The sequence below is a fragment of the Pseudoalteromonas sp. Of11M-6 genome (assembly GCF_022347905.1).
Lineage (GTDB): Bacteria > Pseudomonadota > Gammaproteobacteria > Enterobacterales > Alteromonadaceae > Pseudoalteromonas.
The window spans coordinates 27333-49780 of sequence record NZ_JAKRFW010000018.1; the positions used below are offsets into that span (position 1 = coordinate 27333).

The 22448-nt window shown below is 40.8% G+C and carries 20 protein-coding genes; all 20 read right to left on the reverse strand.

Going from position 1 to position 22448, the window contains the following annotated elements:
* Window positions 1-52: 52 nt before the first annotated feature.
* Window positions 53-3130 (reverse strand): error-prone DNA polymerase, encoded by a 3078-nt coding sequence (locus MHN32_RS11115; protein WP_102057193.1) that lies wholly within the window; start codon window positions 3128-3130, stop codon window positions 53-55.
* Window positions 3130-4527: a DNA polymerase Y family protein gene (locus MHN32_RS11120; RefSeq protein WP_235366645.1), complete on the reverse strand. Its 1398-nt coding sequence runs from the start codon at window positions 4525-4527 to the stop codon at window positions 3130-3132. Before MHN32_RS11120 ends, MHN32_RS11115 begins: the two co-directional genes overlap by 1 nt.
* 2 nt (window positions 4528-4529) lie before the next feature.
* Entirely contained in the window at window positions 4530-5216 is a 687-nt protein-coding gene (gene imuA, locus MHN32_RS11125; RefSeq protein ID WP_174169974.1) for a translesion DNA synthesis-associated protein ImuA, read from the reverse strand.
* Between the two features lie 661 nt (window positions 5217-5877).
* The gene (locus MHN32_RS11130) at window positions 5878-6921 is read right to left on the reverse strand and encodes a SidE phosphodiesterase domain-containing protein (protein WP_239421727.1); all 1044 of its coding nucleotides are present in this window, start codon (window positions 6919-6921) and stop codon (window positions 5878-5880) included.
* A gap of 225 nt (window positions 6922-7146) precedes the next feature.
* Complete coding sequence (locus tag MHN32_RS11135) at window positions 7147-8190, reverse strand: hypothetical protein (RefSeq protein WP_010606659.1); 1044 nt, start codon at window positions 8188-8190, stop codon at window positions 7147-7149.
* Complete coding sequence (idi, locus tag MHN32_RS11140; protein ID WP_010606658.1) at window positions 8184-8750, reverse strand: isopentenyl-diphosphate Delta-isomerase; 567 nt, start codon at window positions 8748-8750, stop codon at window positions 8184-8186. Before idi ends, MHN32_RS11135 begins: the two co-directional genes overlap by 7 nt.
* Window positions 8743-9378, reverse strand: coding sequence for a sulfotransferase family 2 domain-containing protein (locus tag MHN32_RS11145; RefSeq protein ID WP_206473386.1), 636 nt, complete (start codon window positions 9376-9378; stop codon window positions 8743-8745). Before MHN32_RS11145 ends, idi begins: the two co-directional genes overlap by 8 nt.
* An 11-nt stretch (window positions 9379-9389) precedes the next feature.
* Window positions 9390-10139, reverse strand: coding sequence for a nucleotidyltransferase domain-containing protein (locus MHN32_RS11150; RefSeq protein WP_010606656.1), 750 nt, complete (start codon window positions 10137-10139; stop codon window positions 9390-9392).
* A gap of 11 nt (window positions 10140-10150) precedes the next feature.
* Window positions 10151-11047 carry an RES family NAD+ phosphorylase gene (locus tag MHN32_RS11155; RefSeq protein ID WP_239421728.1) on the reverse strand — a complete coding sequence of 299 codons (897 nt, stop codon included), beginning with the start codon at window positions 11045-11047 and terminating at the stop codon, window positions 10151-10153.
* A gap of 3 nt (window positions 11048-11050) precedes the next feature.
* Window positions 11051-12049, reverse strand: a complete 999-nt coding sequence (locus MHN32_RS11160; RefSeq protein ID WP_239421729.1) for a hypothetical protein — start codon at window positions 12047-12049, stop codon at window positions 11051-11053.
* A gap of 11 nt (window positions 12050-12060) precedes the next feature.
* Window positions 12061-12858: a glycosyltransferase family A protein gene (locus MHN32_RS11165; RefSeq protein ID WP_102057201.1), complete on the reverse strand. Its 798-nt coding sequence runs from the start codon at window positions 12856-12858 to the stop codon at window positions 12061-12063.
* Window positions 12855-13889, reverse strand: a complete 1035-nt coding sequence (locus tag MHN32_RS11170; protein WP_239421730.1) for a hypothetical protein — start codon at window positions 13887-13889, stop codon at window positions 12855-12857. Before MHN32_RS11170 ends, MHN32_RS11165 begins: the two co-directional genes overlap by 4 nt.
* A 3-nt stretch (window positions 13890-13892) precedes the next feature.
* Window positions 13893-14777, reverse strand: a complete 885-nt coding sequence (locus MHN32_RS11175) for a glycosyltransferase (protein WP_239421731.1) — start codon at window positions 14775-14777, stop codon at window positions 13893-13895.
* A 14-nt stretch (window positions 14778-14791) separates the two neighbouring features.
* Window positions 14792-15724, reverse strand: coding sequence for a glycerophosphodiester phosphodiesterase family protein (locus MHN32_RS11180; RefSeq protein WP_010606650.1), 933 nt, complete (start codon window positions 15722-15724; stop codon window positions 14792-14794).
* Entirely contained in the window at window positions 15721-16425 is a 705-nt protein-coding gene (locus MHN32_RS11185) for a hypothetical protein (protein ID WP_010606649.1), read from the reverse strand. Before MHN32_RS11185 ends, MHN32_RS11180 begins: the two co-directional genes overlap by 4 nt.
* A complete protein-coding gene (locus MHN32_RS11190) occupies window positions 16422-17642 on the reverse strand; it encodes a glycosyltransferase (RefSeq protein WP_102057203.1) in 1221 nt (406 codons plus the stop codon). The genes MHN32_RS11185 and MHN32_RS11190 overlap by 4 nt, the downstream gene beginning before the upstream one ends.
* A 15-nt stretch (window positions 17643-17657) precedes the next feature.
* Entirely contained in the window at window positions 17658-18524 is an 867-nt protein-coding gene (locus tag MHN32_RS11195; protein WP_239421732.1) for a phytanoyl-CoA dioxygenase family protein, read from the reverse strand.
* Window positions 18517-19419 (reverse strand): phytanoyl-CoA dioxygenase family protein, encoded by a 903-nt coding sequence (locus MHN32_RS11200; RefSeq protein ID WP_237115882.1) that lies wholly within the window; start codon window positions 19417-19419, stop codon window positions 18517-18519. The genes MHN32_RS11195 and MHN32_RS11200 overlap by 8 nt, the downstream gene beginning before the upstream one ends.
* Window positions 19412-20995: a carbamoyltransferase C-terminal domain-containing protein gene (locus tag MHN32_RS11205; RefSeq protein WP_158299122.1), complete on the reverse strand. Its 1584-nt coding sequence runs from the start codon at window positions 20993-20995 to the stop codon at window positions 19412-19414. Before MHN32_RS11205 ends, MHN32_RS11200 begins: the two co-directional genes overlap by 8 nt.
* The gene (locus MHN32_RS11210; RefSeq protein ID WP_235366642.1) at window positions 20989-22446 is read right to left on the reverse strand and encodes a hypothetical protein; all 1458 of its coding nucleotides are present in this window, start codon (window positions 22444-22446) and stop codon (window positions 20989-20991) included. The genes MHN32_RS11205 and MHN32_RS11210 overlap by 7 nt, the downstream gene beginning before the upstream one ends.
* Window positions 22447-22448 lie beyond the last annotated feature (2 nt).

A 22448-nucleotide genomic window follows, 5' to 3' on the forward strand; every position in this document is an offset into this window, starting at 1 on the left:
TTATACGCATATGTGAAACGCATTTACGAAAGGCCGAGCACCTCACAAGCAATTAATGAAAAGCGCGAGCCTTAATTGTCATCGCTGCTAGTAATTCACTTCTATCGATTAACCTACCAGCAATAACATGTACCACTTCACCCTCTTTCTCTACTATACCCTTTATTTCTAATAGCTGTGCGCCCATATAGGCTTGCTTTTGTGCTCGAGCAGTACCAGACCACACAATTACATTGATGTTGCCTGTTTCATCTTCTAAAGTAAAAAAGGTCACGCCTTTTGCGGTACCCGGGGCTTGCTTTCCTGTCACCAGCCCTATCACTGTTACTAACGATTTATGCGGTCGATAAAGCAGTTCATTGGCCTTAACCGTTCGGTGTATAAGCTTTTCTTGCTCAAGTTGCTTGATTGGGTGAGTGCGTAAAGAAACCTTAGTGCTATTGTAATCTTCCTGTAAGTTTTCAAACTCTGTGGCGCTAAAGTGACTATATTGCGACTCTTTCTCTTCAATATCGCTGAATAGTGGCAAGGTTTTACTTTGATCTGCAAGTGACCACCTAGCCGCATAACGGCTATCTACAAAGTGATGTAAAGCATCCGCGGAAATCAGCTTTTCAATAGTGCTGTTAGTAATACCAGCTTGCTGTAACTGCACGATATTCCCAAACCCCTCTTGAGGTCTGCATTGTAATAATTGCAGTGCTTCTTCTTCACTTAACCCTTTTATAAGCCGAAGTCCTAAGCGGATCGCAAACGTTGCTTGTCTTGGCTCTTGTACGACTTGATGTTCGTAATCGGACTGGTTAACACAGATAGGTAAAATGCTAACCTCATGCCTTGATGCATCTTGCAACAGCTGTGAAGCCGAATAAAACCCCATTGGAAAGCTATTGAGTAGAGCGGTATAAAACATTGCGGGGTAGTAGTATTTCAACCACGCAGAGGCATAAGCCAGCACTGCAAAAGAAGCTGAGTGACTTTCAGGAAAACCATATTCACCAAAGCCGCAGATCTGCTCAAAAATCCGCTCAGCAAATTGTGCTTCATAGCCCCGATCCAGCATGCCTCGAATAAGCTTTTCTCTAAACTGCATTAGCTCTCCGGTTTTTTTCCATGACGCCATGGCTCGGCGCAGGCTATCCGCTTCTCCTCCAGTGAACCCAGCAGCAACCATAGCCAGTTTTATCACTTGTTCTTGGAAAATAGGAACCCCCATTGTCCTCTCTAATACCGATTTAACCGCTTCGGATGGATAAGTCACTTGCTCTTCACCATCCCGTCGCTTTAAAAATGGATGCACCATATCCCCTTGAATAGGGCCGGGACGTACAATCGCTATTTGGATCACTAAGTCGTAGTAATTCGCGGGTTTCAGCCTTGGCAACATACTCATTTGTGCACGAGACTCTACTTGAAACACGCCAACACTATCCCCTTTTTGCAACATCTTATAGACCAAAGGGTCGTCTTGCATACGAGTCAATTGGGCAAGATCCAGATTTCGCTTCGTATGCGCTGCAATATAGCCAAAACACTTACGGATAGCGCTTAGCATACCCAAGGCCAAGATATCGACTTTGAGTAACTTAAGGGTTTCAAGGTCATCTTTATCCCATTGAATAATGGTGCGCTCTGGCATAGCTGCATTTTCTACGGGCACTAATTCATGTAATGGACTTTCTGAGATAACAAAACCACCAACATGCTGCGATAAATGCCTTGGAAACCCCATAATGTCATTAACCAACTGAATAAAATGCTGACCTTTTAATGAGTTTGGCTCTAACCCTAACTCCACTAATTGGGCCTGCCAGTTAAGCCCTTTATCACGGCGGTTGAGGTGCTTAATAAAGTACTCTATTTGCGCCATTTCAATGCCCAAGGCTTTGCCAACATCACGCATGGCACTTTTTAAACGATACGTGATCACCGTTGCTGCTAATGCTGCGCGTTTACGACCATATTTTTTGTAGATATATTGGATCACCTCTTCACGACGTTGGTGTTCAAAATCCACATCTATATCGGGTGGCTCATTACGCTCTTTACTAATAAAACGCTCGAACAATACACCCACTTGCCGAGGGTCAACCGCGGTTATCTCTAAGCAATAACAGACCACAGAGTTAGCGGCTGAGCCTCGCCCTTGGTATAAGATTTGATGCTGTTTGGCATACATCACAATGTCATGAATAGTGATAAAGAAAAACGGATAATCAAGCGCTTCGATAAGCGCTAGCTCTTTATCAATAATGGCTTCTATATCTGGCGGCACGCCATCAGGAAAGCGAACTTGTTTACCCTTTTCGACCAACGCGCGTAAATAAGTCATTGGAGTAAAACCTTTAGGCACTAACTCCTGAGGATATTGATAATGCAATGAGTCTAAATTAAATACACATCGCTTCGCGATATTGGCACTTTCTTCAAGAAAGGTAGGTGAAAACAACTTATTAAGCTTAGAGATAGATCTAAGTGCCGACTCGCTATTGCTAATCATTTTCTCAGGGATCTCGCTTATCACACGATTCTGTCGAATGGCTGTCAGTGTATGCTGTAGCGCAAGTCTAGACGAGCAGTGCATAAGCACCCCACCAACAGCGCAAATAGGTATTTGGTAAGCTTTTGACAGTTTTACACAATGGGTAAAATAATGTACATCTTTTGCACTCAAGTTACGTCGGTAGCCAATCCATATTCTATTATGGTGATATTTACACAGCCATTGCAATGATTGAACATCTTGACTGTTCCCCTTTGGCAACCATAACAATAAGACATGCTTAAGCGACATAATATCCCACTCACTAAGCTGATATTGTCCCTTCTCCGTTCGCTGGCGAGCATTACTGATCACTCGACATAACTCTGTATAAGCGAGCTGGCAAGGACAAAGAGCAACCAACTCAATATTGTTGTACTTCAGTAAACTCCCAACTATCAGTTTTATCTTGAGTTTATGATCACGAATATAAGCATGAGCACGGACAATACCAGCCAAAGAGCATTCGTCAGTAATAGCTATTGCGCTGTAACCTAAAAAATCTGCTTGTTTGACCAACTCTTCTGGTCGCGATGCGCCAGTCAAAAATGAAAAGTTGCTCTGGCAAAAAAGCTCGGCATAAGACATTAGCTAAATACTCCATGAATATACCAATGATTATTTTGCTCTCGAAATACCCATAACCGCTGCGCTTGTTCATTTTGTACAATAAAATAATCTCGCTGGACCGGCTCACCGTCCCACCACCCCGAAGCGATACGCTCTGGACCAGAAATAATATTGACTCTTTCACATAACGGCTGTGGCTTCGGAAATAGGATAGTAGGTCTTAATTTACTCTTGAGTGTCGTGAAACGTGGCTCGTGGCTATAAGTGCTGGCCTTTTCAGGACGAGGATCGCCTGTAAGTTGTAAACCTTGCACTGCCTGCTCACCGAGCTTAGCACATAGAATAGCCCGCAGTCCTTGCGCAGACATCGCACTTTGCTGCGTTGAGAAGAGATCTTTTATTGTGGCATGCTGCGCTTCTAGTGCATCAGCTTTGAGTGAAACACTTTGTACGGGTGCATCTAAGGTTATGGATTCTAGCTTGAGGTTTAACAAGCGCTGCCAATTTGCCGCCTTATATTCAGGCTCCGCGCTGTTTAATGTGATCTCTAAAGCCTCTTTATCTCGAAGTGCTAAGGTAAAATAAAGCGTTCGAGTTACTAAGTTACGTTGCTGTAGGAATAACGCTAAACGCGATAGCAAATGCTCGATTGGCTTTTCTAACCAAGCCATTACTTCGACTTCGTAAAGTAAAGGTGCAGTAAGCTCAAAGGTTTCCACAGGTTGGTAATAGTTAAGGGTTTCCTTTAGTTTTCCAAACAAGCAGCCTACATAATGTACGAGTTCAGTATCAAAACGTTTGGCCAGTTCACTGAGTGAAAACTGCTCTAACTGCGCCACGTTTTTAACTCCGGTGCGAGCAAGCAACTCAATCACTTGACTGTCTAGACTTGTACGTGTTAATCCTATCTTCCCCAAGTAATGACGCTTTTGGCACTGCGTTAACATAAGCGCATTGCAATGCTCTCGCGCTAAGAGCTTAGCCATTATTGTGGACTCACCCATGCCGTAATAATAACTCTTGCCAAGTTGCGCTAATTGTCCAGATATTACTTGCCAGTAACTTGGCAAATCATGATAGAGCGACAGCATAGAATCGACTTTAAGCACAAGGCCATTAGGTTCATCGATTACAATATCTGCACTTACTTGATAAAGCGTATTGGCAATTTCTAATAGCTGCTGTCTTTCTAGAAGGTCGTCGTAGGGCAAAACATGAAGCTGTGTACACAATGCACAAGCAGTCCCAAGGCCCATTCCTATTTTTATACCTCGCTGCTGCGCTGCATCATTGAGCTGCACTATCTGGTTTTTGCGGCCATCAATAATAACAACGGGTGTAACAAAATCACCGGAAACCGTTTGCTTTGTCATTCCCTCTAGTTGCAGCATAGGAAAATAGAGATATAACCACATAACTAGCTCGTTAAACGCCGCTCATAGCCTGTAAATGCAACTATATTATCGCTAACATGAGGTAGATTTGGCTTTTCAAGCTCTGGCCAATAGTGGGGGTTTTCTAGTTTAAGACTACGATGTGCCAAGTGCCCCTTGTGCTTCTTCACTATCACATCCAAGCCGCTGTGCTGTGCTTGTAAAGCCACTGAAAGCGTAAATGGTAGAGTTTGAGCGTACTGTGCTTGATGTAAAACAAATAACCTACAACCTCCCGTCTGTGCACCTAGCTGCAAACGCTTTACAGCGGCAATAGAAAGCGCTTCGTGCCAAAGTACAAGCGCACTACACGCACCACTTTTTACACACTGCTCCGCAGCCCACAGTGCTTCTTTTTCACTTGGTGGCTGCAATATCATAAATTCACTCAGGTCTAACGATAAATAATGCAATGCCGCGGCATGTATTTGTCCTGGTGGATTAATTAATACCTTCAAACGGTTATCATCCGCAAAGTGGGGCAATATCAACCTTAACTCCCCTATTCCCATTGCAGTTTTTACACCAATCACACCTTGTTGCGGCCAACCACCACACAGCACATCATCAAGTGCAGCAAAGCGAGTACTGACGACATCATGCTGCACGGCCTTTCCACGCCCACGCCAAAGCAAGTTTTTACGCTCAAGAAGATCTATATAATTCGCCATACATCACCAAACACTGTTTATACATACAGTATATTTAAATAAAGACAGATCGCAAGTAGATCGCTAGAAAAGAGACGAGTTAAAAAGTAACCATGGTTTACGCTTTAAGTTAATCGTGTTTTGCTTAGAGGATATGAGAGTTGCAATGAGTACGGCGCGTAGATAATCGTCTTAGACCTAGTTATCTAAAACAGGAGCTAACCAACTGAGCCTGCCACTTTGCCACAACAGGCAAAGTTATGTTGACATTATTATAAGCTTATGTTGAAAAGTGAGCTGTTTGATTGCGATGACAAAGGAAGGGCTAAAGTAAATGAGCTTTTTGGATTTTTGTAAAGGAAGCTCGCTTAGAAGAGAAAATGCAAGCAAGCCCAGTGGTCGGGATTCGAATCGAAGCGTCGAACCGCCGTAACCCCAGCGTGACAGGCCGTGCCCACTTCATATTGTTAATCGGGCTTAATAGGTACAACCCATAACTCATTGGTTTTATTTAATTTAATGCGCAACACCGAATAAAAACTTTTATTTGGTCACGAGTTTTGTAAAGTTTTATTTATCAGAGTTTGGAAGGCATAATATTACAGTTATCAATTATTATCTGAATTCGGGTATACTTACTGCGAAATTAAATTTTCACTTATAATATTTGGTAAGTTTTTGACTAATATTTTTTCAATCGTTTAAATATTTTACGACTAGCTTTTACCAATTTTCCAACTTTTTTCTTTCTCGGTGAATATACTGGCAACGGTTTTGAATAGTCCAACACCACAGCTTGCGCCATTAAATCTAAATCATTGTTTTGCATATACCATTTCTTCTCAAAACGATAAAAACCCAAAACACCATTATTAACCAAATAGCAGTCAGTTAACTGTCTAAGTTCCCTGATTACTTGTGAGCCACCAGTACCTCCCTTATTCGCACTATTATGCATTAATTGTGTATTAGTATTAAGTAATTGAGCAGCAATAATACTATCTTTTTCACCATACAAACCAATTCTTTGTAAATCCAACATATGGGCCGCTGCCATTATATCACCCATCACATGAGGCTCAGCAAGATAATCACAAGCAGCAGTCAAAGCGTTGGCAAAATCATCTATTTGTAGTTGATCATCAAATAAACTTGAATATCGTGCAGCCTGACGAAAAAAGCCAACATCAGCACGGGCATAAGCTTGATAGTTTTCAGCAACATTCCCCTCACTTTCGCGTCCCGAGCGCTGAAATGCCCCCGTAAATTGCATTTGGCGGATAAACTTACACAGGTCTGTTTGAGCCGCAACCAATTGAACAATATCTAGTCGGAACTCATCAGGGTACTTACCCACCAAGCGAATAATATCTCCAGACAAACGACCTTGGCGAATACCGTGATCTAATGGATGATTAGGCCTAAAAACTTCTACACCATACGCTTTTATTTTGTCATTAGGTTTTAGCAAATAAGGCCGACCAAAATGAAACTTAATCAAATCCAGTAACGTTCGAACAAACTCCCATTCAGTCTTAGCTCTGCCCGTTTGTTCAGCGTAGAGTTTCATCTTCTGCAATTGTTCAGGGCTATAACGACTGGTAACGGTCACTGCATTGCGATCAGGCTCTATTGAATGGAACTCATACAAATAGCCAGAGCCGAATGTACGACGGAAAAACAGCTCAAAATCAGTCTTATTAATATTACCAATTTGTTCTGTCAATTGCGGATGAGCCTGCTCAATTAAATGCAACTCAAGTCGCGACCAATTCAATTGAGTACCTAAACGCTGTGTAAGCTGTTTAAGTAATCGACTCTGTTTGACTTGGACAACAGAGCCTCGCAGCCTATACCACCAGCTAAAAATAAATAGCGATACCAGCACAATAACCAATAATACAATGGATTGATTCTCGTTCATTACAATAATATCCATAGCAAATAAAACTTAAGTGGGCCGCCTTTTACCAGAATGACCATACCACCCAACTTGCCGAATTGGTTTTTTCAACCAATATCTTACAGTGATCTCGGCTAGAAACAGCCCATATAAACCATATAAGCAACGTTTTACCAAACGAGTTTTAGCAGTGCTATGATGGGATTTATCCATCAACTCTTTAAAAATAATCTGATTAAATGCGTATTTTGCAGAGCTTTCATCCACTCTAGATAACACAATAAAATTGCTCAGAACCAAACGACGCAAGCGTTTTAGATTAGACAAAGGTGTCGCCCCCGATTGAAACTCCCCCACAGCCTGCTCAACAATAGCAATTTTATTCATAGGTTCGGCATCAATAAAAATATTAGCGAATGTAAGATAGGTATCATCACTAATAACCCCAGAATCGAATTGGTGATCAATTTTATCTAATTTAAACGCTAAATATGCTTGCGGATATTTATTAACCTTATTATGTGAATTTCGGATGCTACTCCATAGGGTTTGGCCTTTTTGCTCAATCAACACCTTACGGCAGCCTGCAAGATGGCAATCATCCGACTTAATTTTGTCCACCAACATACCCAAGCTTCCAGAAGACACTTTAATATCATCGTCACACCAACAGAAAAACAATGAGCCAGCTTGACGTGCCAATTCCACAGCAGTATTTATCGCATCAATTTTATTTGGATAATCCATACTAATGAGTAATGTAGTTAGGCCTACAATCGACTTCGATGCCAATAACCCTTGCAACAATTCAATGTAAATATCACTTTCATGCTGATGAGCAGGATGATATTGTGCAGCCACGACCAGCTGCACATCTGAGCAAATTTTCTTTTCTAGCACCAACTCGACTTCTGCAAACAAACTTTCAAGCGTTTTATACAAATCAATAAGACTATCGCTAGTAAGTAAACAAGGCACTAAAACAGTTAACTGTGCAGACTCAGCAACTCCTCCCCACTCTATTTGATAACCATTTTTCGGCGCATCATATTGATAAACTTCACCAATGACACGTCTAATTGTGTTTAACATGGCGATAACTCACCGAATAATTGTTGTTTAATAGCCTCAAGATGATGAACTTGCAAATAAGCCCATTCCATCTTAAACCAAGGAGTCACTTGCTGTTCATTAGCAGCAATAAAATCGGCGACACCATCAATATCAATATACTGATATGCAGCCACTTCATCGGTATTTGGTTTTGGCAAATCATCGCAAATAGCCCAAAACACGTGACACAACTCATGCTCATGACCAACATCCAAATATTTAGCGCGATACAAGAACTTATACAAGTATTCCACTGATGCCTCTAAGCCTAGCTCCATTTGAACACGGCACTGAGCAGAATCTTTAATAGCAACACCCACTGACGGATGAGAACAACAAGAATTAGACCAACTTCCCGGCCAAAGTGGTTTTGGCGCAGCCCTTTGTTGCAATAACAACTGCCCTTGACGATTAAAAATAAACACCGAGTAAGCTCGATGTAATTGACCTTCACCCAAATGGGCCGCCAATTTACTCTGATGACCAATAACTTGATCATTTTCATCTACTAAAAGTAACTGAGGATTAATATCACTCATATTGATATTCTCCATAATCCTGAGTATAGAGGTTCTTGATAAACACACTCACACGCTCCTCAAGCTCAACTTGAATATTTACTTTCGATTGATTGTGTATCACTCCGACATCAACACCAAGCGGCGTCAACTCCTTGGACAATTGTTCACTATCTTCCATCTTTACCACACGATAATTGTTATCATTCAAAGCCTCTCGAATTTCTTCAGGCAAAATCGCATATTGTGGAGTTAAGTGTTTAGTATGAGGATACAAATGAGGTAACATTTTTAAAGCAAAAACATCAAAACGCACCGCCCGCAATCCAGCCAAAATATCGGCTACTGTGGTTTCTAAACTAAGTTCCATTTGCATCATGGCCAACAACATATATTGGCAATTTTGAATTTGAATTTTGCCATTATCATTACGTCTACCAGCATCGATAATTTTATCTTTATAAAAAGAAACGACCCTATCCACCGGATTTCTAACCAGTTGCAATATAGGCCAACCTTCATCGAACAGCGCCTTAAATTGGGCCAAGTCAATCTCTTCAAGAGTTTGCGCGCACGTTAAGCTGGTATACATCACCTTTTTATTGGTCACCAACAATTGCCGTTGCTTTATACTTTTAAAAAAAGCCATCACATCATCCCTTAATTTTCAATGGTATTGATCACCTGTTCAACGCCCATAGACAGCACCGACTCTTTCACTGCCACCACACCGCCAAGAGCATCAATCACCAAATGATACAAGGCATCAATGTTTTCCATTCTCAGCTCTTGAGGATTAGGTGCCATAGCAGATTCAAATTGCTGGTGCACTTTAGGATCTATCGCTTTGAGTTGTCTTGCTGATTCGCGAAAGCCCTGTAGCCCCCAATGACAATGCAGACGAATAAAAGCATCAGCCAAATTAAGCAATAGTTTTGAACAAGCAAATTCAAAAAAGCCGGGATGATCTTTAACCTGATGGATTTTGCGATGCAGGCTTTCAATCACCAGCGCTTTTTCCCGTCTGGCATCATGAGGAAAGGTCTCATCAATAGACTTGGCAGTAATATCTATAGCGTATTGCTTTAGTTTTTCAGCTATGCCGTTTGGATCTGACACAATAGTGGCTTCCAACATATGTTTGATGGTAGGACCATGCCTTCGGCTAAGCAGTTCAAGTAAGAAATCTTCAGTCACATAACGAAATTCAAATTCCAACCCTTCATTAAACACTTTCTTTTTATATGAAATATCTTCGCCATCGCGTATCAAAATCAAATCAATATCGCTGCCAGATTTAAATCTGCCTTTAAAATATGAGCCGTAGCCCATCACAGCAAGCACTTCATCGTCTTGTTTAAGTTTTTCGATTTCTGCATCGAATTTTTGATTCACTAATTCTAAACCCATCTTCATTTTCCCTAAAGTTGGTTACTCGATGTTATTGCTTCTATAGTTACCACTTCGACCAATGAGTCGAGTATGGGTCTGCCGAACATGGCAATATTCTCTACCACCTTCGAATTATTTTGTTGTTTAGCCTTAGGATCGATTTTTGCCAGAATAGTAGATGTAGCCGGATAGATAATGCCATCAAAACCAGCCTGTTTAGCCAACACCGCAATTCTGCGAGTCAGAGGATAAGAAAAACGACTAAACATAAATACCATATGCAAAGCTTTTTGCAGCGGTTCGGCTGCAATACAAGTCAAATCCAGCAATTTTAAATGTGACGTCGGGCGCAATGTCGCAACAAAAAGGCTATCATTTGCCGCCGCCCGGCACTCATGAATACATATCTGAAGATTTTGCGATGCATACATGACAGGCATGTTATCCGAATCAAGTCGTCCCGAACCCAACAATTCATCTGGAGGGCTATCATATTCTGTTGAATTTTGTGGCTGCTCTGGCGATACTCTTATACGGTAAAATTGATCTGATGGGGTTAAAACCCGAACCGGATAACTCTCTAACGCTCGCAGTAGTATCTGGGAATCAGTATTCTCCAAATAGGCATCATTAATGGCATTTTCAATGCACAATATATCCTGTTTCAGGGTTTTCCCCAGACTGCTTGACAACTTTTGCTGTTTATTGCGCTCTATATTCTTATCATTGTAATAAGCAGCCTTAGCTATTTCCCCGTGCAAAAAGCACTTATCAGCCAATTCAATAACCATAGCGCCACTTAAACAATGGCCTTCAGTCGAATCGCAATGAGGGCACCCAGCTAAATCAGCGACAAACAATTCCTCAACATATCTTTTCAAACCCGGATTGTTAAAACAATCAGAACACAATACAACAGCAGACATCCGCTATACCTTATAGCCTTGGCTCAACTGCCAATATTGATTCAACATCATCAGCACCTGAGCACTACAAAAGACGTCTTCATTTTTCTTGATTTTGACATTCGGATGAGGAAATACCCCACCATGCCAGCAACCGTTTTCACTTTGTTGGCTAAGCAACCATTTAAGGGCTTTTTGAACGTTAGGATCATCTAATTGAATGCCCGTCGCCAATAAAGTTTTTAGCCCCAATACCGTATGCAAAGACTCACTGATCTGATTTTCACCATCAGTTTGGCCACTAACCAGACGTCCATCACTTTGTTGCTCAGATAAAACAAAACGTTGCGCTTTAGCAAGATAACTATCAAAACGGCCATTATCATTTAAGCGCTGCAACAACTCGCAAATTGGAGCCATCAGATAAAACGGCGTTTCATAATATTGCCAATGTTGACCCCAAGTACCATTAGCCAACTGTCCTTCAGTTAAAAATGTCAGTGCTTGTAAAAAATATTTAGGCTCAGTATCAACCCTAAGCAAAGCCAACATGGCAAAAGCGGTGACACTAGGCAAGTGCTGTACATCTTCGCTTACCGCCGGATTTTCGATTCTCCAACGACCATCATTAAGTTGTTTCTCACAGATATATTGCGCTTGATTTATCACATCGGTGCGCTGAGGAAATTGTCGTTCTAGCAAGGTCTTTAATAATTGTAGATATTCACTGGAAGTCTCAATGCAATATAAATCCGTGCGTTTTGCTGAGTCTGGCACCATACCATCATCAGTTTCGCTACTGGCCAAAAACGCCATAGCGGCACTTAGCACAGCATCATTTTGCAAACTTTCCTGCTCAGCCCACAAAGTGATAGCCATAGCCGCTTCAATAGTTTCCCAAACATCAAAAGTGCCGTAATTAGCAGCTGTAATTGCTCCATTGGCTTTTTGTTGCTGACGCAAATAAGCCAACCCTTGTTCGCAGGCATCTTTGAGTTGTGTTGTAGAAATTCCTGTTGTCATATGTATCCCTTTTAAAATTCCTTCAAACTAAAATCTTCATCATTAGGCGTATTGCGATAAAACTCTTGGCTTAAGCCAGTTTTAATTTTCTTACGCAAATCGGCCATTTTCTGTTTATAAGCTGCACGTATAGGCGATTGATAGCCAGTCGTCTCATCGGTAGTCAACGACTTAGCTTGTTCTATTTTTACATAGAGAGGCTCACTTAAATTACGCACCTTTTTGCAATGTACAGCACGTAAGGTAAACTCATCGTCCGCACCAATTCGAGTAGAACCATCAAATCCACCTAAAGTGTCAAAACAGCTAAAGCGCACTAATTGAGAGGGTTGATAACTGATGTATTTAATCCCCACTTTATGGGCAAGATAAGGCATCTTATAAAACCGTTTAATGTAATAACTATCGCCTTTATCTAAATCCGACATGACTTCCATATAAGCAGAGCCAAGTATATCGATATTGCTGTCTCTCATCCCATCATATAAACGGTCTAAACGCATAGCCACACTGAAGTCATCAGCATCGTGAAAGGCCAAATATTCAGTATCCAACTGCTGGATAATGGCATTTTTCATCCGATAAGTACCAACATTTTTACTGGCACGAAACAAACGAATAGGATGTTTGCTTAGTTGTTTAGTTTTATCTAACTGCTGTTGCAACTGAGCAAAGACATCATCTGATGAGGCATCGTCCATTACCAATAATTGAATATCTTTAAGACACGTCAAAGACAATGACTCAATAGCCCTACTAATCAAATGAGGTTGATTATAATGAGGAATAGCAATACTGATACGGCTCATTCGTCACCACCGGATGAAGCAGACCACACAATTCGTTTTAACGGTTTGTCTATCAGCACTCTTAAAAGTAATTCAAAGGTCACTAACAAATAACCAAAATAGAGTAAAGACTTTACAACCAGTTGACGATTAAACTTCAAAGGCCGTGCAAACAATGGTGCAAACATAATATTGTGATAAATATATTTAGCTTTAGTCTTATCGAACTTATGCAATAAGATCATATGACTAAGACTGATACGGCGAAAACGAATTAACTTTTGTTTAAGATTCAAATCGGTCAAATAATAAATTTTGGCCGCTTCAATAACCTGTATTCCATTCATAGGTTGACCATCCAAACACAGATTGGCAAATGTTAGATAGCCATCATCACTGATATCTCTTTCATCAAAGTCATGCTCAACAGCATTGAGCTTAAACAGCACACAGCCTTGGGGGTATTTATTTGGTTTAGTCCTTGGAAGTTTTAAGTAACGCTGCTCAATAAAATCTTGCGGATTTTTAACTTGAACATGCACTGGACCTACGATGCAATTGTGTCGCACATAAATACTACCAATTAATGTTTCCATAATATTGTCAGACAACAGCAAATCACCATCACACCAACCAAATAATTCACTTTGTTTTTCTTTAGCACATTTAATTGCTCTTTTGATCATAGCGATTTTATTGGCTTTATTTTGCTTTATCAGTGTCACATGTACATTAGATTTAGCCAATCTAGCGCATAAATCAGCAATAATTTGCTGGTATACACTTTGTTGCCAATTTCCCTGAATGCCTAAAATCAACTGAGCACTAGAGATCAACCCACTTTCAAGCTGTGCATTCAATTGTTCACACACTTGACAAACACAACGATAAAACGCGGCAATATTATCATTTGGCAATACCAAAGGTAGTAAAAAACTCAATTGGGCAGTATCACCTTCGCGGATGAATTCAACTTGAGCATCAAAACGGCCAAAATCAGCTTGCCAAGTTTTCCCAATGAGCTTACGCATTTGATTAAATAAAAAAGACATTGATTAGCTACTTCCACAGGCGGCCAGCAACATCCCCCACTGGCGACAAATTTTCATTTGATAACGGATAGAGTGTGCAGGGTGCCAACACAGCAGCGCCAATCTAACTAAATTAACCAAAAATCTGGCGAAAATTTTTAAGCTAAAAATGAAGCCACTGCGATTTTGATGAAAAATTTTGACATTAGTTTGGCCGACTCTAAAACTACGCTTACGCACCCAACTTTTAGTTGCTCTTAGTTGATCATAATCTTCATAGGCCAAAGCCTTACCCTCATAGGCAAACTTAGCACCTAAAGCTTTAGCCCGATGGAAAAAGTCGGTATCCTCACCACCTGAAATGCCAAATTGCAGATCGAACAATTGCCCGTGCATCTTTTGATAAATAGCCTTAGTTATCAAAATATTGCAAGAACTCAACGCCATTGAATCATGACTGCTCATCAATTGATGGCGATAGAAAAAAGGCACTTGACTCATCCAAGGTTCAACCTTAACTAAAAAGTTAGGACGTGTATTACCCTGGACAATATCCGCTTCGCTTTGCAATTGACAATTAACCAACTGGTTAAGCCAATCACAATCTACTATTTCATCATCATCTACCATAGCAATGACACTAAAGTCATGTTCTTCAAATACCATCTGCAACAACATGTTGCGAGCTACAGAAATATTGGCAGGCGCAACGGCACGGGTATGCAAAGTAAAACGATAATCGGCTAACCTGCTAGCCAACAAATTAACTGCTGATTGACTGTGATTATCATTGTCCACGACAAAAACACAAAATTGTGCAGAAAATTTCAGTTGATTAATTGAATCAAGCAAACGTAACAACGACTTTGGCCGTTGATAAGTTGGAATTCCTATGGCTACCTTATGCATCACAATACAACTAGCTATAAACTACCTTGGGACAAAGCAGCAGGCGCGTTGCCACTAATTAAACCAATACCATGCAGCAACAAATTATCACTGTGTTGATAGCTTTGATGTTTAGTCCATAAATAAACTCGGCTACCATGCTGTTGCGCTCTGGCAGCAAACTGTTCAGGCCACCCCCACAAGTATTCAGCAAATTCAGGTGACACAATAATGATGCGGTTTTTACACGAATTAGGATAAGACTCACTCCAACCAACCAGCGCGTAATCAATCAGACAAGTCTTTAAATCCCGTTGGGTAATACTGTTCACTTGCGGATTGAGGCTATGAATATAATCCACAACCTGAGCATTGCCGATATGTACAATTTGTTGCTGCATTTGAGGCTCTAAAGTATCGATAAACTCCAACAAAATACGCGATGCACGTTTAGCGGTGGTTTTTAGATTCAACCAGTAAGTAACATCTGGATCTGTAACTAAAGTCTCTAACAAAGCTATTCTTAATCCTTGATTGCGATAAGGAAAAGTTTTGCCGCCATCTAGGGTATAACCGTAGCCAGCATCTAAATCTTTTATTTGCTCCCAAGTCAATTGGTGAACTTTACCTTCACCATCAGTAGCACAGCTCAAGTCATTATCATGAAACGCCACCAAACGGTTATCACGAGTTAACTGCACATTCAAATGAATATTACGTACACCGTTTTTGATTTGTTGCTCAACCGCCGCCAGCGTGTTTTCGATTAAACCACTTTCACTTGCCGTAATACTTTGAGCCATACAACCAGTTTGCTTGAGTTTAAGATAGTCCACCACCAAACCACCGCCACGATAAGCAACAACATCACCTTGGTGGCGCAATTGAAACTCAGGGCTTTTAAAAAAACCAACAATGACTGTACCAACCAATGCCAATATCAGCAGTATGTTAGCAAGCTTCTTCATCTTTGATCCTCGGAATATTTTTCATTAAAGCGCTGTTGCAACCAATTAAAGTTGTTAATGAAGCTAGCGTGATCTTCTCCTGTTGCACTACATTGACGATAAAACTCTATACCTTCAACACAACCCCGTGCAACCCATTGCGCATATTCAACATCCTCTTTAACATTGGACCACTGTCCTAAGCGTTGTTGACGTATAAATTCTTCCCGCACTCGCTTTCGCGGCACACTCAATTTAACCGACTCGCGAAACGCTGCACGCCACGCATGAAAAGCGCTAGCATTAATAATAGTGGTAGAAGCAACCACATCCACTGGCTTGTATCGCTTACTTAGCGACATTGTCATATCGCCCCAAAACTCATCGACCGTAGCAAAAACTCGTTTATTAAACAGTTTTACCCCACCATTGCCATAACACAACCCATTGACCGAATTGATACAACGCCAAACATAAGTGGTGTCGTCACACAACTGTGATTCAGGTAAGGCAAAATCAAACTCAGAATGAATTTTATTATCACCATCAACAACAAAAAACCACTCACCACTAACCGCTTGAGCTGCTAATTTATGCGCATTGAGAATACCATCAACACCATGAACCCGCTTAACTTTTGGAAAACGTCTGCGTAAATTTAGCCAGTTGTCCTCAGCACACAGCTCATCATATGAAATAAAAACAATATCGTACTGCATCATAATTCTCGCAATAAACTAGCCAAGGCATGAGATTGCTTGCCTTGGTTAAATAATTGACTAACTTTAGCTACAGCCTGTTGCCCAATATGAAGACGCATATCAGATGTAAAATTAGCTATTAGTTCAATCTTCAACGAAAGCCCTTCAATATCACCTTCTGCAACCAAAAAACCATTCTCACCATCATCGACCAACTCACCAATCCCCGAATGAAAACTCGACAACACAACTTTTTTCATGGCCATCGCTTCCATCAACACTACTGGCACCCCTTCCATATCACCGTTATCCGCAGTCTTAGAAGGCAACAACAAAACATCAGTTTGCGCCATAAGCTGCAAAGTTTTGTGATGGGCCAAAGCACCGTGTAATGTCACTCGATCCTCAAGTTCTAGTTCTCTAACCGAATTTTCACAAATTAGGTTTAACTCGCCATCACCGACAATATCAAAATGAAAATTGACTCGATTAGAAACTCTGGCCAAAGCTTCAAGAGCATCCAGTATCCCCTTCTTTTGAGTCAGGCGACCAACAAACAGGACACGCAATAACCCCGCATCCATTTTATGGTACTCAGCCAATTGAGCTAGTTGTTCAATATTCACTCCCATATGCATAACATCAACTTTCTCTCGCGCGCAGCCCAAAGACGTGATCTTATCTTGCATAAAACGGCAGACCGATAACACCTTATCCGCTTGAGTAAATAACTTATGATAATGTGGTGTTAAATCTTTAAACGCTGGAAGCTTAGTAAGTTCATAGGCATGTAAAACACTAACTAACGGCCCTTGTATATAGCCAAACTGCTTTAACTGTGCCGCCATAACGCCTGCTCCCCCAAAATGAGTGATGACAATCTCATCAGCTGCAATACGCTTAGGACCTGAAACAATTTTATACAGTAACTTAGTGCGGTAATGTTTAGCATTTAAATTATCCCAGCGCTGTTTAAACTTACCTTGAGAATAAGGATGTAATAACCAACGAAGCATACGCCCTTTTGAATAAACTAAATCTTGCTCACCAATAACATCGACTTCACACCGAGCCAACAGCGGATGCTCGTTAGCCAAATCCACATGATTACTCTGTTCTGAACAAGCTACTGTGACCACTCGAACGCTAATCCCCTGCTGCAACAAACCCAATATTTCTTGGCGAATAAAGGTTTCACTCAGCTCCGGAAATCTTTCGAGAAAATAGACTATTTTCATCCGTTTAAACCAAATTTATCCAGCCTTTAACCGACGCTCTGGTAAATCTGTCGCAACACCGTGTAAAACTGGACACATGATCGAATCGGCTATATCAACATAAAAATTCGGTTGTGGCGGCTCGTTTGTAACATGAATAGGATCGCTAAACAGCAACTTGTTATGCTCAAAACGCAAATGCAATACAAAAGTTTTACGGGTACGACCTGAGAGTAAATTATCAGTGGCATGGATCAAACGACTATCATGAAAAGTCACATCACCACGCTTAGATAGATATTCCACCACATTCCACTTAATACCTGTCTTTTGGGCAAACTGCTGTCCCAATTCATCCAACGGTTTACGGAAACTGAATCCAGACACTTCGCGCTTATTCAGCGGCTCAAGTCGGTGAGAATTTTCAACATAAAGAATTGGCGCATCATCACTGTTAACATCTTCAAGAGCGATATGAGCTGTAATCCAGTGACCACTAAACAAATGTTTACCGTATTGACCGTCTTGATGCCAACTTATGTTGTACTCTAAACCTTCACCGGGCACCTTGTTAACCAAGTGAATAAAAAATGCCTGAGCAAAATCACTATTCATCAAGCGACTAGACAATACCCCAATCCCAGCTTCCATCAATAAACCAACCAAAGCAGGATCTGCCACAGTAGGATAAGAAACACGAGTAAGGTATTTTTCTGAATCTTTCGGAGGGTGAGTACGACGAGGCGGCGGATTACCACTAACATATTCTCCAGACATAATACGGTCATAACAAGCCTCTAGCTTATCTAGCATTTGCTCGTTAAGTAGCCCTTCAAATTTTACCAAGCCAGTATCATTCAATTGCTTTTGATGAGCAGACATATCATAGTATTTATCAAACACAGTTTAGTTCCTCAAATGTTTGTTTAGGCGCAGCAAAACCGACCAAATCAGTAGCAACACCATGAATTACCGGACACATCAATTGATCGGCAAAGTCCAAGTAATAACTAGTTTGTGGCGGATTATTCCGAATTAAAAACGGTTCGTTGATCACCAACGGGTTATGACTAGTACGCATATGAATACTAAAGGTCTTACGGGTTTTACCACTGCGTAGATTGTCCGAAGCGTGAATTAAACGACTGTGATGAAAATTAACATCACCGCGCTTAGAAGTATGATACTTAACCTTCCAAGGTACATTTAAACGCTCAGCTAATACCAAGCCATGCTCATACAAATCAGCCTTAAAGGCCTGCCCAGTAATTTGTCCTTTATGTAAACCTTGTTTGAAAGTCGGTAAATGATGTGAATCTTCAATATACAATACTGGCGCATCATCTTCATTAACATCAGATAAAGTAATGTGAGCGGTGATCCAATCTCCTTCAAATAACCAAGGAGAATATTGTCCATCTTGATGCCAGCCGATATTAAACTCAGGCCCCTCGCCGGGCACCTTATTAATCAATTGAATACCCCAAGCCTGAACAAAATCACTCTCGCTTAATGCATTGGCCACAACCCCAATTCCAGCTTCCATTAATAAGCTGACCATTTGCGGATCTGCAATTGCCGGACAAGAAATTCTGGTCAAATTATCGTATGAGTCATTTGGCATATGAGTGCGATTAGTCGGTGGCACACCTGTTAGATAATTACCTTCAATAATACGGTCAAAACAAGCTTCAAGTCTTTCAAGCAAATCTTCACCTATTAATTTTTCGAAACCAACAACACCATTATCTAGATAATGTTGCCGCTTTTGATTAAAATCATATTCGCACTCAAACAAAATGCCCCCTCCTTGCAATCAAATCACCAAATACATAAACATCAACATCTCTGTCGGCAAAATCATTGATTACATCTTCTGGTGTCAAACAAATTGGCTTGCCACGACCATTAAGAGAAGTATTAATCAACGCCCCAACACCACTAAACTTTTCATATGCTAGTAATAACTCATGAACTTTAGCATTATCTGTTGAGCTAACGATTTGCAAACGCGACGTGCCGTCAACATGAGTAGCCTCTGGGATTAAGTCCGAGTCAATATCATAATTAAACAACATATATTTTGACGGAAATATATCATTGGTGATTTTAGCCAAAGACTCTTCAGCAACTATCGCCGCTAAAGGGCGATACCATTCACGAGACTTAACCATGTGATTGAGTCTATCTTTCATTCCATGAGCCTGACAACTTGCAAATAATGAACGATTACCCAAAGCTCTTGGTCCCATCTCAGATTTACCCTGATACCAAGCAACAACCTCATGATTGTGTAGATATTTTGCTAATTTTTGCGCTGTATAGTCCTCGACAATAAAACCTTGCTTTTCAAGCCAGTCACGCTCAACTGTATAGCTTTCACCACAGCTATATACAGACACAGGCTCAAGTAAATGACCTTTCAATTGTAACTGGGCAAATATCGCCGCTCCCAAACTTTGACCTGAGTCATTGCAAACAGGAGGTACAGAATAACGTTCACCATAGCGCTGCCACAGCAGAGTATTCACCATAAGATTCAATGCGCAACCACCAGACATGGAAACTGAGAGGTCCTCATCAGTAACAATGTGACTAACATGCTCAACCACTGTCTGAGCGAACAATTGTTGTAAAGTCGCCGCCAAATTAGCCTTAACTTTAAACGTCGGTTGCCCTATATATTGTTTAAACAACTTAGCTAAAAACTTAGGTCTTTCAACTACTGAATAATCATAAAGATTATGTGGTGCAGCCAAAATCATCTCAGCATATCTCGGTTCATATTCACCATATGCCGCCATACCCATCACTTTGCCTGCAGCTGAAGGAGATTTTTCTATGCCCATCATAACCGCAAGAGAAGTCCAACCCATACCAGAGCCAAACCAAGGCAATTCATTGCAATGAGTAATAGTTAATTGTTTGCCATCACGACGAACCACACAATTACGTGAAAAATGCCCCCGCCCTTCATTAACAAAACACAGCTGTTTTTCCGCTGGTTTAGCATATTGAAAGCCAACCATTGCATGGCACATTTCATGGGCAACAACAAAACATTTAACTGACTTACCTGTAATCAGAGTTTTAGACTCAAAATAGAAGTTATGCTGGTCAATACCTTGATTCAACGTTTCAAAATCATCGATTTTTGCGACTTTATTGCTAACGTGAGTACTAAAAGACACCACATCGACCCTTTGCAACAAATCGGCCTTATGCTCTTTTAGATAATCCAGGGTAGTTTGAATTTTTCCATCGTGTTTGACCCGAGATAATCGCTCGGTTTCAATCGACCAAATCAATTCTCCATTTTCAACAAAGCTAACAGCCGAGTCATGACCTATTGAGTGAACCCCCATAATCAACATGATGCTGCTTCCTGCGCTTGTTTGGCCGCAACCCATTGTTCATGCATCATTGCTAATAAACGCACAGTCCGATTAGTGGTCAGGCGCAAAGCTCCAAACTCCTCAATATACATTTGACTAATCTGTTCGATATTGAGCTTTTGCAACAGCAACACCAAATCCTCTGGTGAAGTAACAACTTTGTCAGTCAACTGAGCATCAACAAACATATTCATCATTGCCTTAGCGCTATCTGTCATCTCAACTTGATGCTCAGACATTTTAGCTTCAAGACCAGCAATCAGTTGAACCTTGCACTGACCTATTTGCCCAAGAACTTTTTGCTCTTCGGTAGGTAGTTGTAACCACGCTAAGTTAGGCCTTAAATTAATCGAATCACCAGCCAAATACTTCAATACATTGGTTCTTAGTTCACAATAAGCCTGTGGCGAGTCAACCAACTCAGCAATCTTGTTGTAAATATCTTTCCAATCATCTCTGATACAACCAAGTTGATGCTGCTCAAGGTACTGTGCTCCCCACTCTTCCATTGGCAATCCAGAACGCAAACCCAACACAGGTTGCTTACCAAGTACAGCTTCGATCAATGTATTAATACTACCTTTACCAACATACACAGTGCCTTTTTTACCAAGTTCGGCCACTAAAGCTAAAAAATCCTTTTGTTGCAGACCATCAAGGACTTTTGCACGGCCCGGATAATCACGGGCGCTTTGTTCAGCTACCGCCAGCTCTTCAGCATCATTGATCACAATATAATGAAGGTTTAAATTGGTGTTTTTCAACAACTCTTGATACAACAATGTATATTTACGCCCACCGCGATTACTTACCAAAATCACATCTGTCAATTCACTAACTTGCTGCGTATCAGCTAAATTTTCCATTTGCACCGAAGAGATATAACCAAAATCATGAATTTGTGTTGCAGGCACTTTCACTATATCGCGCAGATATTCAGTTGCAGCAGGTAAACGAGTCAGATATTTCATACCGCTATCAATTGCACTACGGTGAACATCCATACTAAAGTGACCGTGATTAGTCACATAGTTATATAATTGTTCCGGCATTTTCTTAATTTTCTGGGCTGCTAACATACGAGCCACCACACCTTTAGTGCAGATAACGGTCGTAGGTTTACGCTGTTCAATCGCCTCAAGCAAAGGCAAATATTCAGAAAAATCTTGCTCTTCGGTTTGCTTAGCCACCCTATGATCTAAACGGGTAACAATATTCAAATAATTATCAAATACTTCATCACTATTAGCGGCACTCTTTACCGCCATCTTAATGTCTTGACCCACTTGAACAAAATTGTCAATATAATCATCACCAGCAATCAAATCCACAAGCTGACCCGAGGTCTTAGTCAAAAACGCCTGCAACTGTTTAGCAGCCAGAAAATTCCCAAATTCTCCCCAGGACTTCATACATACAATTAAAATCATCC

Excerpts from the sequence above, each read along its gene's own strand:
- imuA (WP_174169974.1), bottom strand. The coding sequence starts at position 5,216 with ATGGCGAATTATATAGATCTTCTTGAGCGTAAAAACTTGCTTTGGCGT.
- MHN32_RS11210 (WP_235366642.1), bottom strand. The coding sequence starts at position 22,446 with ATGATTTTAATTGTATGTATGAAGTCCTGGGGAGAATTTGGGAATTTT.
- MHN32_RS11115 (WP_102057193.1), bottom strand. The coding sequence starts at position 3,130 with ATGTCTTATGCCGAGCTTTTTTGCCAGAGCAACTTTTCATTTTTGACT.
- MHN32_RS11185 (WP_010606649.1), bottom strand. The coding sequence starts at position 16,425 with ATGATGCAGTACGATATTGTTTTTATTTCATATGATGAGCTGTGTGCT.
- MHN32_RS11165 (WP_102057201.1), bottom strand. The coding sequence starts at position 12,858 with ATGAGCCGTATCAGTATTGCTATTCCTCATTATAATCAACCTCATTTG.
- MHN32_RS11150 (WP_010606656.1), bottom strand. The coding sequence starts at position 10,139 with ATGGGTTTAGAATTAGTGAATCAAAAATTCGATGCAGAAATCGAAAAA.
- MHN32_RS11135 (WP_010606659.1), bottom strand. The coding sequence starts at position 8,190 with ATGTTAAACACAATTAGACGTGTCATTGGTGAAGTTTATCAATATGAT.
- MHN32_RS11190 (WP_102057203.1), bottom strand. The coding sequence starts at position 17,642 with ATGAAAATAGTCTATTTTCTCGAAAGATTTCCGGAGCTGAGTGAAACC.
- MHN32_RS11170 (WP_239421730.1), bottom strand. The coding sequence starts at position 13,889 with ATGTCTTTTTTATTTAATCAAATGCGTAAGCTCATTGGGAAAACTTGG.
- MHN32_RS11205 (WP_158299122.1), bottom strand. The coding sequence starts at position 20,995 with ATGTTGATTATGGGGGTTCACTCAATAGGTCATGACTCGGCTGTTAGC.
- MHN32_RS11120 (WP_235366645.1), bottom strand. The coding sequence starts at position 4,527 with ATGTGGTTATATCTCTATTTTCCTATGCTGCAACTAGAGGGAATGACA.
- MHN32_RS11160 (WP_239421729.1), bottom strand. The coding sequence starts at position 12,049 with ATGACAACAGGAATTTCTACAACACAACTCAAAGATGCCTGCGAACAA.
- MHN32_RS11175 (WP_239421731.1), bottom strand. The coding sequence starts at position 14,777 with ATGCATAAGGTAGCCATAGGAATTCCAACTTATCAACGGCCAAAGTCG.
- MHN32_RS11145 (WP_206473386.1), bottom strand. The coding sequence starts at position 9,378 with ATGGCTTTTTTTAAAAGTATAAAGCAACGGCAATTGTTGGTGACCAAT.
- idi (WP_010606658.1), bottom strand. The coding sequence starts at position 8,750 with ATGAGTGATATTAATCCTCAGTTACTTTTAGTAGATGAAAATGATCAA.
- MHN32_RS11180 (WP_010606650.1), bottom strand. The coding sequence starts at position 15,724 with ATGAAGAAGCTTGCTAACATACTGCTGATATTGGCATTGGTTGGTACA.
- MHN32_RS11155 (WP_239421728.1), bottom strand. The coding sequence starts at position 11,047 with ATGTCTGCTGTTGTATTGTGTTCTGATTGTTTTAACAATCCGGGTTTG.